Raw genomic sequence first — 16292 nt, 5'->3', positions numbered from 1 at the left:
GTGAAAGTGCGGCTCAGTCGAAGTTCAGGTCGCCGGTGCGGGTGCGCTTGAGCTCGAAGAAGTCCGGGTAGCTCGCCAGCGCGACCGCGCCGTCGAACACCTTCAGCGCGGCTTCGCCACGCGGGATCGAGCTCAGGACCGGACCGAAGAACGCCACGCCGTCGATGTGGATCGTCGGGGTGCCGACGTCCTGGCCGACCGGGTCCATGCCCTCGTGGTGGCTCTTCTTCAGCGCCTCGTCGTACTCCGTGGAGTCCGCGGCGTCGAAGAGCTCGGCGGGCGCGCCGATCGCGGCCAGCGCCTCCTTGATGACCTGGTCGCGGTCCTTGTTGCCCTGGTTGTGGTAGCGCGTGCCGAACTCGGTGTAGTACTCGCGCAGCATCTCTTCGCCCTTGAGCTGCGAGAGCGCGACGGCGACGCGCACCGGGCCCCAGCCCTTCGACAGCAGTTCCTTGTACTGCTCGGGCAGCTCGTCCCGGCCCTCGTTGAGCACCGACAGGCTCATGATCCGGAAGCGCAGGTCCAGGTTGCGGTGCTTCTCCACCTCCAGGATCCAGCGGGAGGTGATCCACGCGAACGGGCAGATCGGGTCGAAGTAGAAATCGACCTTCGTGGGCTGCTCGGCAGCGGTCATCGGGGTACTCCTGGGTTACGTCTCGATGTGGGCGGACCCCCACACGACGGGCCAACACCGGCGCACCCGAGGTTGTTCCCTTATCGCCGGGCACCCCGTCGCCATGATTGGATGCGGGGAGTTGAAAACCGATACCAACGACCAGAGGTGCCTGTGCCCGCCCCCAACCTGACCCGCGACCAAGCCAAGCTGCGCGCGGATCTGCTCGACGTCACCGCGTACGACATCGAGCTGGATCTGACCGACGGCCACGGCGGTCCCGGGGAGAAGACCTTCGCGTCGACGACGACCGTCCGGTTCTCCAGCGCCCGGGCCGGCGAGAACACGTGGGTCGACATCGTCGCCGACCGCGTGCACTCGGCCACCCTGAACGGCTCGGACGTCGACGTCAGCGCGTACGTCGAGGACAAGGGCATCGCGCTGGCCGGACTGGCCGAGGCGAACGAGCTGACGGTGACCGCCGACTGCCGGTACATGAACACCGGCGAAGGCCTGCACCGGTTCGTCGACCCGGTCGACGACGGCGTCTACCTGTACACGCAGTTCGAGACGGCCGACGCCAAGCGGATGTTCGCCTGCTTCGACCAGCCGGACCTGAAGTCCGTCTACCGGCTCACGGTCATCGCGCCGCGGGACTGGAAGGTCGTCTCGAACACGATGCCCGAGTCCACCGAGGAGACGCCGGAAGGCGCCGTCCGGACGGTGTTCAAGGAGTCCGAGCGGCTCTCGACGTACCTGGTCGCGCTGATCGCCGGCCCGTACGCCGAGTGGCGCGACGAGTACACCGACGCCCACAAGACCATCCCGCTCGGGATCTACTGCCGCGCGTCGCTGGCCGAGCACATGGACGCCGACCGCCTCTTCACCGAGACCAAGCAGGGCTTCGGCTTCTACCACGAGAAGTTCGGCACGCCCTACCCGTTCTCCAAGTACGACCAGCTGTTCGTGCCGGAGTTCAACGCGGGCGCGATGGAGAACGCCGGCGCGGTGACGTTCCTGGAGGACTACGTCTTCCGCAGCCGCGTCACCCGCTACGCCTACGAGCGGCGTGCCGAGACGCTGCTGCACGAGATGGCCCACATGTGGTTCGGCGACCTGGTCACCATGCGCTGGTGGGACGACCTGTGGCTGAACGAGTCGTTCGCGACCTTCGCGAGCGTCCTGGCCCAGGCCGAGGCGACCGAGTACAAGAACGCGTGGACCAGCTTCGCGAACATCGAGAAGTCGTGGGCCTACCGGCAGGACCAGCTGCCCTCGACGCACCCGATCGCGGCCGACATCGTCGACCTGCACGCGGTCGAGGTCAACTTCGACGGCATCACCTACGCCAAGGGCGCGAGCGTGCTCAAGCAGCTCGTCGCCTACGTCGGGCTCGACCACTTCCTCGACGGCCTCAAGGTGTACTTCGGCAAGCACGCCTGGGGCAACGCGACCCTGGCCGACCTGCTGGGCGCGCTGGAAGAGGCGTCCGGGCGCGACCTGTCGTGGTGGAGCGCGCAGTGGCTGGAGACCACCGGGCTGAACTCGCTGAGCCCGCGCTACGAGATCGGCGCGGACGGCAGGTTCACGGCGTTCGCCGTCGTGCAGTCCGGCGCGAAGCCGGGCGCCGGTGAGCTGCGCACGCACCGCGTCGCCGTGGGCGTGTACGACGAGGACGCGTCCGGCAAGATCGTCCGGAAGCACCGCGTGGAGCTGGACGTCGACGGCGAGCGCACCGAGGTGCCGGACCTGGTCGGCCTGCCCGCGGGCAAGCTGGTCCTGGTCAACGACGACGACCTGACCTACTGCACGATGCGCCTCGACCCGACGTCGCTCACGACGCTGATCGACCGCGTCGCCGACATCACCGAGTCGCTGCCGCGCACGCTGTGCTGGTCGGCGGCGTGGGAGATGACCCGCGAGGCCGAGCTGAAGGCCCGCGACTTCGTCACGCTGGTCCAGCGCGGCATCCACACCGAGACCGAGGTCGGCGTCGTCCAGCGCCTGCTGCTGCAGGCCCAGACCGCGCTGAACTCCTACGCGGAGCAGGGCTGGGCGGCCTCGACCGGCTGGCCGGCGTTCACCGGGCGGCTGCTGGAGCTCGTCCGCGCCGCGGAGCCGGGTTCGGACCACCAGCTGGCGTTCGTGAACTCGCTGGCGGGCTCGGTGCTGGACGACGCGACGCTGGCGGTGGTGGCCGGCTGGCTCGACGAGTCGGCCCCGCTCGAAGGCCTGACCGTGGACACGGACCTGCGCTGGCGCCTGCTGCACGCGCTGGTCGCGCACGGCAAGGCCGACGCGACGGAGATCGACGCCGAGCTGGCCCGCGACAACACGGCCACCGGCCGCCGCCAGGCGGAGCGCGCCCGCGCGTTGCGCCCGACGGAGGAGGCCAAGTCGGACGCGTGGCAGCGCGCGGTGTACGACGACGAGCTGCCGAACGCAGTCAGCGACTCGCTCATCTCGGGTTTCTCGCACCCGGGCCAGAAGGCGCTGCTGGGCTCCTACGTGCCCCGCTACTTCGAGGTGATCGACGAGGTGTGGCAGCGCCGGTCCAGCGAGCGCGCGCAGCCGATCGCGATCGGGCTGTACCCGTCGTGGGCGGTGGCCCCGGAGACGGTGACGGCCTCGGACGAGTGGCTGGCGGGCGACCACTCGCAGGCCCTGCGCCGCCTGGTGTCGGAGGGCCGCGCGGGCATCGTCCGCGCACTGGCGGCCCGGGACTTCGACGCGCAGGCCTGACCCGTCGTGAGTGGTTGGGGCGGTTAGAACCGCCCTAACCACTCACGACCAGCTGCAGCAGACGTAAAAGAGCCCCGCACCTCGACCGAGGTGCGGGGCTCTTGCGTTCCGAGGTCAGCGGGGTGCGGGGCCCGCCTGGTCGGACAGCATGCGCAGCGCGTTCACCAGTCCGCTCACCAGCCCGCGGACGAGGTCGCCCTCCTTGAAGGAGGCCACCATGCTCGCCACCGCCAGCTTGGCGCCGCGGTCCGGGAGGCGGGTGTACGCCGTCTTGCCCGTGACGATCTCGATCTTGCGCTCGCCCGGCGAGACCGCGATCAGGACCGCGTTCGCCGGGTCCGTCGTCGTCGCGTGCAGCTTCTCCGCCGCCGCGCGGCTGTCCTCGCCCAGTTCGCCGAGGTACAGGCTGAAGTCGAGGCCGGTCTCCCGGCTCGCGAACGTCAGCGCCTCGTCCAGGCGGGCCAGCTGGCGGGTGTCGAACGGGCCCGACGGCGCGGCCGGCTCGTACATCTTCGCCGCCGACACGCGGCCGCTCGACGTCAGTCCCTCGCCGTAGGCCAGCTCGGACTCGTCGACGCGCTTCGTCAGCTCACCAGTTGCCACGAGCGCCTCCCGCCGCGGTCGCGGCGCCCGAAGGCGCCTTTGCTTCGGCGCCGGCGTGCCGGTGCCCTTCGCCGACCCCGTCGGGGTTGGCGCTCCACCACATGGCCGGGTATTCCCAGGCCTGGCCGGACCGGTACCGCGGGGCGCCGCCGGACCTGCGCCGGAGCGTCAGGAGCCCGGCGAGACCGTAGATGGCCAGCGGGATCACGGCGAAGACCACGATCGTCTCGACAACGTTCACGGCGCTGAGCGTATCGGATGACCTCCGCGGCCACCGCGCGCGCCGCACTCGACCGTTCGTCGTAAGCCGACTGCCGTCCGCCGCTTGGCTCGCGGCCACTGGAACGTTGGGGCGAAGACCGTCGGGCCGAAAGGTTGCAACTCAACGTACAGGCGGCCGCACCCGCCGCTGTCGTCTTGTCGCGGCCTTGAAATCCTCGTAGCTTTTTCACCTGTACGGGCCTTGCGCCCCGCTCTCCAGCCCCAGCAGGTAACGCACCGGTCCCAGGAGGCCTTGCCATGAACAGCGCCCACACCCCCGCACAGGCGATCACCGAGACCTTCTCGTCACCCAGCGACATCGAATTCGTGCCCGGAACACGTGTGACGGCGGGCACAAGGGTTACCCGGGGTACACGTGTCACGCGCGGTACACGCGTGACGGCCGGAACCCGCGTCACCATGGGCACCCGGGTGACGGCGGGCACGCGCGTCACGCGGGGTACGCGAGTCACCCGGGGCACTCGCGTCACGATGGGCACTCGTGTGACGGCCGGCACGCGAGTCACCCGGGGCACTCGCGTCACGATGGGCACTCGTGTGACGGCCGGCACGCGAGTCACCTGCGGCACCCGCGTCACGCGCGGCACGCGGGTCACCCGCGGCACGCGCGTCACCATGGGCACTCGCGTCACCTGCCAGAGCGACTACGCGCTCGCTGCCTGACCCCGTACTCCAGGGACGCACGCACTACCTGAACACGCGCAAGCACCCGGCTCGCCCCGGCCGCCGCAAGGCAGCCGGGGCGCCGGCGCGTCTGGAGCAGCTAAGCGGCCGAGCCGAGGTAGGGCTGCCAGAGCGGGTCGGCCTCCCGGGAATGGGCCAGCAGCCGCCAGTGCGGGCCGTGGGGCGCCCGCGGGACGACGCGCAGCCGCCAGCCGATCTCCGAGAGCAGCCGGTCCGCTTTGCGGTGGTTGCACTTGGCGCAGCAGGCGACGCAGTTCGTCCAGCTGTGGGGCCCGCCGCGGCTGCGCGGCTGGACGTGGTCGATCGTTTCGGCCCGCCCCCCGCAGTACGCGCAGCGGTACCGGTCGCGGTGCATCAGCCCGGCACGGGTGAGCGGCACCTGCGCCCGGTAGGGCACCCGCACGTACGTGCTGAGCCGGATCACCGAGGGCACCGGCAGCGACACCTTCGCCGAATGCAGCTCGATGCCGCCGGGGTCGCCGTGCACCACTTCGGCCTTGCCGCACATCACCAGCACCACGGCCCGCCGCAGCGGGAGCGCGGTCAGCGGCTCGAAAGTGGCGTTGAGCAGGAGCACCCGGCGCCGGCCCCAGGCCGGGGCAGCCGGATCCCGGCCTCTACTACGCTGTCCGGGCGGGCGGGTAACTCCCCCTGGGCGGTTCCCCGGCCCGGCCGGGACGGTTCCGCCGGATGCGGATCCCCCCGGGTAGGCGCGCAGGACCACCTCTGGCGTCTCGTCGGCCGTGGCTTGGCCGGAGGCGCCGCGGGGGCTGGGTTGTCGGTCTGGCACTCGACCACCTCCAGGGGCGTAGGCATAGTCGACCACAAAACAGGCCCCCAGCGCACGTGTGTTACAAGACGTGTCACATCCGCGCGACCCGACATCCACTTGAAGTTGGGCAGACCGACCTGATCGGAAGGATGATCGAACTCCCGTGTCCCCCTTGCTCACCGCCGACCCGCCTCCTTGCGTGAAGGACCCCAGCACCTTCTGCTACCAGGTGTGGAAAGCCACGAACAACGAGTGGCTGGCCGGCTCGGCGAACTGGCTGCTCACGAAGCCGCTGAAGATCCTGATGATCCTCGTGCTCGCGTTCGTGATCCGCCTGCTGATCAGACGCATGATCAACCGGGTCACGACGTTCCCGCGCTCCGGCGGCAAGCTCCCGGCCCTGCTGCGCCCCCTGCGCGAGCGCGCCCCCGAAGTGCTCGGCTCCGCCGTGATCGAACGGCGGCGCCAGCGCGCCCAGACCATCGGCTCCGTGCTGAAGTCGATGGCCACGTTCCTCGTCTACGGCCTCGCGTTCATCCTCGTGCTGGGCGAGCTCGGCCTGGACCTCGGGCCGATCATCGCCTCGGCCGGCATCATCGGCGTCGCGATCGGGTTCGGCGCGCAGAACCTCGTGAAGGACTTCCTGTCCGGCATCTTCATGATGGTCGAAGACCAGTACGGCGTCGGCGACGTCGTCGACATCGGAGAGGCGACCGGCACCGTCGAGGCCGTCGGCCTGCGGATCACCACGCTGCGCGACCTCAAGGGCACCGTCTGGTACGTCCGCAACGGCGAGGTGCTGCGCGTCGGCAACTCCAGCCAGGGCTTCGCGGTCGCGGTCGTCGACGTCCCGCTCGGCTACACGGCCGACGTCGAGCGCGCGACCACCGTGCTCCTGGGCGCCGCGGCCAAGGCCACCGAGAGCGAGGCGCTGAAGGACAACGTCCTCGAGCCGCCGGAGATGCTGGGTGTGGAAAGCGTCACACCGGAAGGCCTCCAGCTGCGCCTGACGGTGAAGGTCCGCCCGGGCAAGCAGTGGGCCGTGCAGCGCGCCTTGCGAGCGCAGCTGCTCGCGGCCCTGGAGGAGGCCGGGTTCGAACCGCCGCTCGGCCGGCTGTTCCCGGGCGTGGTCCCGGCCGTCGAAAAGTAGCGCCGTTACGCTGGGAAGCGGGTTCGCGACCATCCGGAAGGAGCGGGACCGGCGTCGGGAACCCGCACCCAGGAGGGCAAAATGGAAGGCGTGTCTGCAGTGAGCGAACCGGCGAACCTCTACGAAGCGGTCGGCGGCGAACCGACGTTCCGCCGCATCGTCGGGCGGTTCTACGAAGAGGTCGCGCGTGACGAGATCCTCCGCCCGCTCTACCCCGAGGAGGACCTCGGCCCGGCCGAGGAGCGCTTCCGGCTGTTCCTCATGCAGTACTGGGGCGGCCCGCACACCTACTCCGACCAGCGCGGGCACCCGCGGCTGCGGATGCGGCACGCGCCGTTCAAGATCGGGCCGATCGAGCGGGACGCGTGGCTGCGCTGCATCCGGATCGCCGTCGACGAGGAGAACCTGGAAGAGCCGTACCGCGGTCAGCTCTGGGCGTACCTGGAGATGGCCGCGCACAGCATGATGAACAGCTTCGTATGAGACCCGGGCCGGACTGGTGGCGGGATGCCGTCTTCTACCAGGTCTACGTGCGCTCGTTCGCCGATTCGGACGGTGACGGCGTCGGAGACCTGGAAGGCATCCACTCCCGGCTCGGTTACCTGGAGCTGCTGGGCGTCGACGCGCTGTGGCTGACGCCGTTCTACCGCTCCCCGATGGCCGACCACGGCTACGACATCGCGGACCCGCGGGACGTCGACCCGATGTTCGGCACCCTCGGCGACTTCGACGTCCTGCTGACCGAGGCGCACAAGCGGAACATCAAGGTCACCGTGGACGTGGTGCCGAACCACACCAGCAACCAGCACGCCTGGTTCAAGTCCGCGATGGCGGCGAAGCCGGGCAGCCCGGAGCGCGACCGGTACATCTTCCGCGACGGCGTCGGGCCGAAGGGCGAGGACCCGCCCAACAACTGGGTGAGCGCGTTCGGCGGCCCGGCCTGGACCCGGGTGCCGGACGGCCAGTGGTACCTGCACCTGTTCGCCCCGCAGCAGCCGGACCTGAACTGGACCAACCCCGAGGTCGCCGCCGACCTCGAACGCACCCTGCGCTTCTGGCTCGAACGCGGCGTCGACGGCTTCCGCATCGACGTCGCGCACGGCATGGCGAAGCCGCCCGGTCTGCCGGACATGGACCCGCGCGCGGACGCGCTCGGGCCGAGCCACTACTACGACCCGCGCTGGGACCACGACGGCGTCCACGAGATCCACCAGATGATCCGCAAGGTGCTCGACGAGTTCCCGGAGGCCATGGCGGTCGGCGAGATCTGGGTGACCGACGAAGAGCGCCTCTCGCGCTACCTGCGGCCCGACGAGCTGCACCTGGCGTTCAACTTCCGGCTGGTGCTGACCCACTTCGACGCCGACGCGATGCGCACGGCCATCGAGCGCTCCCTGACCGTCCCGGCGAAGGTCGGCGCGCCCGCGACCTGGACGCTGGGCAACCACGACGTCTGGCGCCAGGTCAGCCGCTACGGCGGCGGCGCGGCCGGCGTCCGGCGCGCCCGGGCGATGGCGCTGGTGGAGCTGGCCCTGCCCGGCACCGTCTACCTCTACAACGGCGAAGAGCTCGGCCTGGCCAACGTCGACATCCCGGCCGCGGAGATGGCCGACCCGCGCGCGAAGACGAGCGGCGCCGAGTTCGGCCGCGACGTCTCCCGCGTCCCGCTGCCGTGGGAGGGCGACCTCCCGCCGTTCGGGTTCTCGCGCAACCCGCGCACGTGGCTGCCGATGCCGGCCGGCTGGGCCGGGCTGACGGTGGAGAAGCAGATCGAGGACGCGGACTCGACGCTCTCCCTGTACCGCCAGGCGATCGAGCTGCGGAAGACGCATCCGGCGTTCGGCGGCGAGGAACTGGAGTGGTACGGCGCGCCCGCGGGCTGCTTCGCGTTCCGGCGCCGCGGCGGCGGGCTGGTGTGCGCGCTGAACACGTCGGCGAGCCCGATCGCGCTGCCGCCCGGTGAAGTGCTGCTCTCCAGCAGCCCGCTGGTCGACGGGAAGCTGCCGGCGGATTCGGCCGCCTGGCTGGTTTGAGGGGGTTGGCGTGCGGAAACTGGTCTACGGGATGAACCTGAGCCTGGACGGCTACACCACCGCGCCCGGTGGCGACCTCGGCTGGAGCGAGCCGAGTGACGAGCTGTTCGAGTGGTGGCTCGAGCAGGAGCAGGCGGTCGATCTGTTCCTGTACGGGCGCAAGCTGTGGGAGACGATGGGCTCCCACTGGCCGACCGCCGACGAGCTGCCGGGCGCCACCCCGGCGGAGATCGCGTTCGCGCGGAACTGGCGGGACACGCCCAAGGTGCTGTTCACCTCGGCGGAGATGGACGAGCCCGGCTGGAACACCCGCGTGGTGACCGGCGACCCGCTCGCCGAGATCACCCGGCTCAAGGCCGGGGACGGCGGGCGGATGCGGGTCGGCGGGCCGAAGCTGGCCGCGGCGGCCCTGCGGGCCGGGCTGGTCGACGAGTACGAGATCGTCACCCACCCGGTCCTGGTGGGCGGCGGCACGCCGTTCTTCACCGCGCTCGACAGCCGGGTGCCCCTGAACCTGGTGGAGACGCGGACGTTCCCCGGTGGGGTCGTCCTGACCCGGTACGAGCGGCGCTGACCGCCCCTACCCGCTCTGGTCGCCCGAGCCGTCGTCGAAGGCGCCGCTCGCCAGCCACGCCACCAGCGCCGCGGCCTGGAGGTAGGGCGCCGCCTGGGCAGCCGCCCGGCCCGCCGCACGCGTGCGGCCCCACCTCTCAGGTCTTTCGGCGCGCTCCGGCGCCGGCTCACCCACCGGACGGTCCCGCCGCCACGGCGTGTCCTCGGCGCGTACGGCGTCGAGGAAGTCCGCGGTCGGGTCGTCGTCCGGCTTCATGGCTCCAGGGTGCCACCGGTGGCGCGCACCGGTGGCACCCCGTAAGGAATCCGTCAGAACAACAGCGGCAGCAGCGCGTGGCGGCGCCGCACGATCGCGCCGTAGCGCGCGTCCAGGCGCAGCCACGAGTCCGTCGCCGACACGCGGACGACGTCCTCCGCCAGGTCCGAGTCCACGAAACCCATGCCCGACATCGCGAACAGGCAGCGCATCTGGACCTTGACCTCGGTCGCTTCACCGGACACGGTCAGCACCGCCTGGTCCATCAGCGACGACGGCGGGTTGCCGTGCGGGCCGGCGTTGTCCCTGGCCAGCGTCACGCCGCGGTCGGCCAGCTCCGCGACGACCCGCGCCGGCAGCTCGTCGATCAGCGGCCAGCGGCCGGACGGCGGCAGCTCGCCGTGCCACAGCAGGTCGCGGGCCGGGCCCGGGTCCATCTTCGGCCCGCCCGCCACGGTCAGCGCGGCGAGCAGCTCGTTGCCGGACACCGTGACGTCGCCGGGCGTGACGTCCCCGGCCACCGCGCGCGTCGCGAAGCACTCGAACGGCGTCGCCGTCCAGGCTTCCACCACGCCGTCGCCACGCTGGCGCAGCCGGACGGCCGTCTGGCCGTCCAGCCGGACCGCGCGGGCGACGAACGCACCGAGGGTCTCCCGGTCCGCCGCGTCCGGCACGAACAACTCAGGCATCCGCGAACCCCTGCTTCAGAAAATCCGACTCGGGCGGGCTGAGCCTACGCGGCCGCAACGCGACCGTGTCGTACGGCGCCAGCACCGTCTCCGCGGTGACCGCGACCGGGTCGGTTCCGGCGGGCCCGGTGTGGACGCGGTAGGCGAGCGTGAAGCTCGCCGCGCGCAGCTCCGTCAGGTCGATGCCGACCCGCAGTTCCTGCCCGGACACCACTATCGGCGCCTTGTAGGCCACCTCCAGCTTGACCACGACGATGCCTTTCGGCAGCTGGTCGAGCCCCGCCTCGACGGCGCCCTTGAACAGCAGCGGGATGCGCGCCTCTTCGAGCAGCGTCACCATCTTCGCGTGGTTGATGTGGCCGTAGACGTCCATGTCCGTCCAGCGCGGACGGACGTGCGCAACGTAGGTCACCGCACCGTGCTCCGGATCTGCCGGGCCGCCACCGAAAGCGTCGCGAGGTCGAGCCGGCCGGACTTGTGGATCTCGTCCAGCGCGACGCGAGCCCGCTGCAGCCGCGAGGAATTCGTCTTCTCCCACTGCGCGATCTTGGCGTCCGCGGACGAGCCGGGATCGCTGTGCCGCAACGCGTCCAGCGTGATCGCCCGCAGCGAGCCGTAGACGTCGTCGCGCAGCGAAAGCCGTGCGAGGGCGTGCCAGCGGTTGCCGCGTTCCAGCGCGCTGATCTCGGTGAGCATCTTGTCGACGTCCAGGTGGTCCGAGAGCGCGTAGTACAGCTCCGCCGTCTCGGCCGGGCTGTGCGTCGCGTCCACGCCGATCTGCTGTTCGGCGAGCTCGGCCACGTCGGTGACGTCGAGCAGGCCGAAGGTGTGCAGCAGCAGCGACACCCGGCGGGCCAGGCCCTCGGGCACCTTCGCTTCGATCAGCTCGTCCACGTGCTTCTGCACCGACTCCGCCTCGCGGCCGCGCAGGAGGTCGCCGATCTTCGGGACGAGCTTGCCGAGCACCCGGCTGAACCGGTTGATCTCCGCCAGCGGGGCCAGCGGCTGCGGCCGGTTGGTGAGGAACCAGCGCGCGGCCCGGTCGAGCAGCCGCCGCGTCTCCAGCACCATGCTGTCCGCGACGTCGGTGGACACGACGTTGTCGAGCGCGTCGATCTCCGCCCACAGCGCGGGCAGGTCGAACACCCGCGTCACCACCGCGTACGCGCGCACCGCGTCGGTCGCGGTCGCGTTCATCTCCTCCATCAGCCGGTAGACGAAGGAGATGCCGCCGCCGTCGACCACTTCGTTGGCGATGAGCGTGGTGATGATCTGGCGGCGCAGCGGGTGCTCGCCGATCGCGGAGGCGAACCGCTCGCGCAGCGGCACCGGGAAGTACTCGGGCAGCCGGCCGGCGAACACCTGCGAGTCGGGCAGGTCGCTGGCCAGCAGCTCGTCCTTCAGCTCCAGCTTGACGTGGGCGAGCAGCGTCGCCAGCTCCGGCGACGTGAGGCCCTTGCCCGCCTTCTCCAGCTCACGGAACTCCGAGTTGCTCGGCAGCGCTTCGAGCTTGCGGTCGAACGCGCCCGCGGAGACCAGCGCCTGGACCTGCCGCTGGTGCACCGAAAGCATCGGCGCGGCGTGCGCCCGGCTGACGCCGAGGACGGCGTTCTGCCGGTAGTTGTCCGCCAGCACCAGCGCGCCGACCTCGTCGGTCATCTCGGCCAGGAGCTCGTTGCGCTGGGCCTCCTCGAGCTTCCCGGTCTGCACCAGGTGGTCGAGCAGGATCTTGATGTTGACCTCGTGGTCGGAGCAGTCGACGCCGGCCGAGTTGTCGAGCGCGTCGGTGTTGATCTTGCCGCCGTTGCGGGCGAACTCGATCCGGCCCAGCTGCGTGAGGCCGAGGTTGCCGCCCTCGCCGAACACCTTCACGCGCAGCTGCTTGCCGTCGACGCGGATGGCGTCGTTGGCCTTGTCGCCGGCGGCGGCGTGGGTCTCGGTCTCCGCCTTGACGTAGGTGCCGATGCCGCCGTTCCACAGGAGTTCGACGGGCGCCAGCAGGATCGCCTGGATGAGGTCCATCGGAGCCAGCGCGGTGACGCCCTCCTCGAGGCCGAGGGCCTCGCGCACCTGCGGGCTGATCGGGATCGACTTCGCCGTGCGCGGGTAGATCCCGCCGCCCTCGCTGATCAGCGAGCGGTCGTAGTCGTCCCACGAGCTGCGCGGGAGGTCGAACAGCCGGCGCCGCTCGGCAAATGTTACGGCCGCCTCCGGGTTCGGGTCGAGGAAGACGTGCATGTGGTTGAACGCCGCGACCAGCCGGATGTGCTCGGACAGCAGCATGCCGTTGCCGAAGACGTCGCCCATCATGTCGCCGATGCCGACGACGGTGAAGTCCTCGGTCTGGGTGTCCTTGCCCAGCTCGCGGAAGTGCCGCTTGACGCTCTCCCAGGCACCCTTCGCCGTGATGCCCATGGCCTTGTGGTCGTAGCCGACCGAGCCGCCGGAGGCGAACGCGTCGCCCAGCCAGAAGCCGTACTGGCCGGAGACCTCGTTGGCGATGTCGGAGAACTTCGCGGTGCCCTTGTCCGCCGCGACGACCAGGTAGGAGTCGTCGGCGTCGTGCCGGACGACGCCCGGCGCGGGCACGGTCTTGCCCTCGATCCGGTTGTCGGTCAGGTCGAGCAGGCCGGAGATGAACATGCGGTAGCAGGCGATGCCCTCGGTGAGCTGGGCGTCGCGGTCGATGCTCGCGTCACCGGTCGCGGCCGGCGGGCGCTTCACGACGAAGCCGCCCTTCGCGCCGACCGGCACGATCACCGCGTTCTTCACCGCCTGCGCCTTGACCAGGCCGAGGATCTCGGTGCGGAAGTCCTCGCGCCGGTCCGACCAGCGCAGGCCGCCGCGCGCGACCTCGCCGAAGCGCAGGTGCACGCCCTCGACGCGCGGCGAGTACACGAAGATCTCGAACTTCGGCCGCGGCTCGGGCAGCTCGGGCACGCCGGCCGGGTCGAGCTTGATCGCCAGGTACGTGCGGTTGGCCCCGGCGGCGTCGGTGACGTGGTAGTTCGTCCGCAGGGTGGCCTGGATGACGGCCATCAGGCGGCGCAGGATCCGGTCCTCGTCGAGGCTGGTGACCTCGTCGATCATCGAGCCGAGCTCGCTCGCCAGCGCTTCGGTGGCGGCTTCGCGGTCGGTGTCGTTCAGCTTCGGGTCGAAGCGGGCCTCGAACAGCCGCAGCAGCTTCGTCGCGACCTGCGTGTGGTTCAGCAGCGTGTTCTGGATGTAGTCCTGGGAGAACGCGCTGCCGGCCTGGCGCAGGTACCGCGAGTACGCGCGCAGCACGGCGACCTGGCGCCAGGTGAGGCCCGCCCGCAGGACGAGCCCGTTGAGGCCGTCGACCTCGGCGTCGCCGCGCCAGGCGGCCTCGAAGGCGTCCTGGAAGCGGTCGCGCAGCTCGGTGATCGCCTCGGCGCCGGTCTTGGCGATGACCTGCTGGTCGATGCGCAGGCCGAAGTCGTAGATCCAGCACGCGCCGCCGTCCTCGCGGTGCAGCTCGTACGGCCGCTCGTCGACGACCTCGACGCCCATGGCCTGCAGCACCGGCAGCACCTTGGACAGCGTCACGCCCTCGCCGCGCAGGTAGAGCTTGAAGCGCCGCTCACCGGGCTCGGCGTCGGCCGGCAGGTAGAACGACAGCGCGAGGTCGCCCTCGTCGGTCAGCGAATCGAGGGCGCGGAGGTCGCCCAGCGCCTCTTCGGCGGTGAAGTCCTCCTTGTAGCCCTCGGGGAACACGCCCGCGTAGCGCTGGCCCTGCTCGGTCGCCGACTCCTCGCCGACGATCCCGACCGCGACGCCGCCGTCCGAGCGCTCGCGGCGCTCGTCGAGCACCGCCTCGACCATCCGGTCGTCCCAGCTGCGGACCGCGGTGTTGAGCCGCTCCTGGATCCGCTGCGTGTCCGGCTCCAGGCGGCGCGCCGGGTCGGTGTGCACCATGAAGTGCACCTGCGCCAGCACGGTTTCCCCGATCCGGGCGCTGTACTCGAGCTGGGTGCCTTCGAGCTCTTCGAGCAGGACTTCCTGCATCGCCAGCCGCGACCGCGTCGTGTAGCGGTCCTGCGGGAGGTAGACGAGGCAGGAGTAGAAGCGGCCGTACGGGTCGCGCCGCAGGAACAGCCGCAGCCGCCGCCGGTCGGACAGCGTGATCGCGCCGGTCGTCGTCGCGTACAGCGAGTCGGTGTCGGCGGAGAACAGGTCGGCGCGCGGCCAGTTCTGCAGGACTTCGAGCATCCGCTGGCCGGAGAAGGACTCCATCGGGAAGCCGGCGCGGTGGATGACCTCGCGGACCCGCTTGCACACCACCGGGATGTCGAGGACATTCTCGTGCAGCGCGGTGGTGGTGAACATGCCGAGGAAGCGGTGCTCGCCGGTGACGGTGCCGTCGGCGTCGAACGTCTTCACGCCGACGTAGTACGGGTAGACCGGCCGGTGCACGGTCGAGGGCGCGCTCGCCTGGGTCAGCACCAGCAGCGACGGCGCGAGCGCGGTGGCGGCGGTGTCCGGCCCGGCGGTGAGGCCGCGCGCGGCGAGGCTGTCCTGGCGCAGCACGCCGAGGCCGGAAGCCAGGACCGCGCGCAGGGCCGGGTCGTCGGAGTCCGGGTGCGGGTTGTCGATCAGCTCGTAGCGGCGGTAGCCGAGGAAGGTGAAGTGGCCGTCGGCCAGCCAGCGCAGCAGCCGCGCGCCCTCGGCGACCTCGGCTTGGGGCAGCTTCGGCGGGTCGGTCTCGAGCTCGCTCGCCAGCTGGCAGGCCGTCTGGGCCATCTTCTCGGCGTCCTCGACGACCTCGCGGACGTCCCCGAGCACGCTGGAGAGCCGGTTGTCGAGCTCGCGGGCGCGGTTGCGGTCGGTGACGAAGTCGATCTCGATGTACATCCACGACTCGGCCGCCGAGTTCACGGGCGGCTCGCCCGGGTCGGCGTCGGGGTGGACTTCCTGCAGCTCACCGGTCAGGTCGCGGGTGACGACGACGATCGGGTGGACGATCCGCTGCACCTGCACCCCGTCGCGCGCGAACTCCGCGGCGATCGAGTCGACGAGGTAGGGCATGTCGTCGGTGACGACCTGCACGACGGTGGCCTCGCGAGCCCACCCGTCTTCGGCGACGGTCGGGTTCAGCAGCCGCACCGCCGGGCGGCCGGGCATCCGGTGCTTGGCCAGCTGCAGGTGCGACCGCACCGCCCCGACGAGGTTCACGGCCTCGTCGCCGACGATCTCTTCGGCCGGGATGTGCCGGTAGTACAGCCGGATGAGCTCACCGATCTCCGGCGCCAGCCCCGCGGCCGCGTCGATCAGGTCGTCCCTGATCTGCTCCGGGCTGGCCGGGGCGCGCTGGCCGAACTCGGGTTCGGTTTCCGCGCCGGTTCCGGATGGGGACGAGACTCCGGTCGAGCTCATTTGAGACAACTCTCCAGTTTGCGTGAGGTGGCACCGCGCCGGCTCGTCGTTGAGCCGGACTCACCCCACACTAATGCGCCGGGCCGCGGGTCCACACGAAGACCCAGACGTTGGTCGGGGCCGAAAAACCCTTTTGGGCCAGGGAATTTGCCGGATCGGTAAAGCTACCGGCCGGTTGTGTTGGCGCTGGTCGCGCGGCGCTGACCAGCCACGCGGGACGCCACGTGTCCAACGTGATCGGTTCAGCTTTCGTCTCCTGACACCGCTCGGCGAACGTTGTCGGCCGGTCGGCGACCCCGTGGTGCCCGGGACCCGGGGGCGGCGGAGGCACGGGCAGGTCGGCGACGAAACGGGGTGTCTCACCGACGGGAGGCCGGCCGGGCGAACGCTCCCGGCCCTGAAAACGACATGAAAGGGTCGTTCATGTCGTCCGACGACATGAAAGGGTCGTTCACTGCACCGCCGCGGCCGTGACGGGTCCGGGGCTCCCGGCCGGCCGCT

The 16292-nt window shown here is 70.8% G+C and carries 14 protein-coding genes; 6 read left to right on the top strand and 8 right to left on the bottom strand.

What is annotated here, in order from left to right:
* Nucleotides 1-13: 13 nt before the first annotated feature.
* Nucleotides 14-634, bottom strand: coding sequence for a DsbA family protein (locus MUY14_RS02660; RefSeq protein WP_247020425.1), 621 nt, complete (start codon nt 632-634; stop codon nt 14-16).
* A 153-nt stretch (nt 635-787) separates the two neighbouring features.
* Here MUY14_RS02660 and pepN point away from each other — a divergent pair, with 153 nt between their 5' ends.
* On the top strand, nt 788-3355 hold the full coding sequence (pepN, locus tag MUY14_RS02655; protein WP_247025036.1) for an aminopeptidase N: 2568 nt from the start codon (nt 788-790) through the stop codon (nt 3353-3355).
* A 114-nt stretch (nt 3356-3469) separates the two neighbouring features.
* Here the strand turns inward: pepN and MUY14_RS02650 are convergent, their stop codons facing one another.
* Together MUY14_RS02650 and MUY14_RS02645 are read right to left on the bottom strand one after the other, a co-directional pair.
* The gene (locus MUY14_RS02650) at nt 3470-3958 is read right to left on the bottom strand and encodes a DUF5130 family protein (RefSeq protein ID WP_247020423.1); all 489 of its coding nucleotides are present in this window, start codon (nt 3956-3958) and stop codon (nt 3470-3472) included.
* Complete coding sequence (locus tag MUY14_RS02645) at nt 3945-4199, bottom strand: hypothetical protein (RefSeq protein ID WP_247020422.1); 255 nt, start codon at nt 4197-4199, stop codon at nt 3945-3947. The genes MUY14_RS02650 and MUY14_RS02645 overlap by 14 nt, the downstream gene beginning before the upstream one ends.
* A 566-nt stretch (nt 4200-4765) precedes the next feature.
* On the opposite strand from MUY14_RS02645, the gene MUY14_RS47200 reads away from it, so the two are divergent.
* Nucleotides 4766-4903, top strand: coding sequence for a hypothetical protein (locus tag MUY14_RS47200; protein WP_247020420.1), 138 nt, complete (start codon nt 4766-4768; stop codon nt 4901-4903).
* A 100-nt stretch (nt 4904-5003) separates the two neighbouring features.
* Here the strand turns inward: MUY14_RS47200 and MUY14_RS02635 are convergent, their stop codons facing one another.
* A complete protein-coding gene (locus tag MUY14_RS02635) occupies nt 5004-5501 on the bottom strand; it encodes an HNH endonuclease (protein WP_315863255.1) in 498 nt (165 codons plus the stop codon).
* Nucleotides 5502-5895: 394 nt separating this feature from the next.
* Here MUY14_RS02635 and MUY14_RS02630 point away from each other — a divergent pair, with 394 nt between their 5' ends.
* From MUY14_RS02630 to MUY14_RS02615, 4 genes are all read left to right on the top strand, one after another.
* Nucleotides 5896-6846, top strand: a complete 951-nt coding sequence (locus MUY14_RS02630; RefSeq protein ID WP_247020416.1) for a mechanosensitive ion channel family protein — start codon at nt 5896-5898, stop codon at nt 6844-6846.
* A 99-nt stretch (nt 6847-6945) separates the two neighbouring features.
* Nucleotides 6946-7329: a globin gene (locus MUY14_RS02625; protein ID WP_247025035.1), complete on the top strand. Its 384-nt coding sequence runs from the start codon at nt 6946-6948 to the stop codon at nt 7327-7329.
* Nucleotides 7326-8879, top strand: coding sequence for a glycoside hydrolase family 13 protein (locus MUY14_RS02620; RefSeq protein WP_247020414.1), 1554 nt, complete (start codon nt 7326-7328; stop codon nt 8877-8879). The genes MUY14_RS02625 and MUY14_RS02620 overlap by 4 nt, the downstream gene beginning before the upstream one ends.
* A gap of 10 nt (nt 8880-8889) precedes the next feature.
* Entirely contained in the window at nt 8890-9453 is a 564-nt protein-coding gene (locus MUY14_RS02615) for a dihydrofolate reductase family protein (protein WP_247020412.1), read from the top strand.
* Nucleotides 9454-9459: 6 nt separating this feature from the next.
* Here the strand turns inward: MUY14_RS02615 and MUY14_RS02610 are convergent, their stop codons facing one another.
* From MUY14_RS02610 to MUY14_RS02595, 4 genes are read right to left on the bottom strand one after another with little or no spacing between them, the layout of a single operon-like run.
* Nucleotides 9460-9708 carry a hypothetical protein gene (locus MUY14_RS02610; RefSeq protein ID WP_247020410.1) on the bottom strand — a complete coding sequence of 83 codons (249 nt, stop codon included), beginning with the start codon at nt 9706-9708 and terminating at the stop codon, nt 9460-9462.
* A 53-nt stretch (nt 9709-9761) separates the two neighbouring features.
* Nucleotides 9762-10397 carry a hypothetical protein gene (locus MUY14_RS02605; RefSeq protein ID WP_247020408.1) on the bottom strand — a complete coding sequence of 212 codons (636 nt, stop codon included), beginning with the start codon at nt 10395-10397 and terminating at the stop codon, nt 9762-9764.
* Nucleotides 10390-10809 carry a thioesterase family protein gene (locus MUY14_RS02600; protein ID WP_247020406.1) on the bottom strand — a complete coding sequence of 140 codons (420 nt, stop codon included), beginning with the start codon at nt 10807-10809 and terminating at the stop codon, nt 10390-10392. The genes MUY14_RS02605 and MUY14_RS02600 overlap by 8 nt, the downstream gene beginning before the upstream one ends.
* Nucleotides 10806-15791 (bottom strand): NAD-glutamate dehydrogenase, encoded by a 4986-nt coding sequence (locus MUY14_RS02595; protein WP_247020404.1) that lies wholly within the window; start codon nt 15789-15791, stop codon nt 10806-10808. Before MUY14_RS02595 ends, MUY14_RS02600 begins: the two co-directional genes overlap by 4 nt.
* Between the last annotated feature and the right edge of the window lie 501 nt (nt 15792-16292).

Source organism: Amycolatopsis sp. FBCC-B4732 (assembly GCF_023008405.1).
Taxonomy (GTDB): Bacteria; Actinomycetota; Actinomycetes; order Mycobacteriales; family Pseudonocardiaceae; genus Amycolatopsis; species Amycolatopsis pretoriensis_A.
The sequence above is the reverse complement of the archived record's forward strand: the minus strand, read 5'-3'. Positions and strand labels throughout refer to the sequence as shown.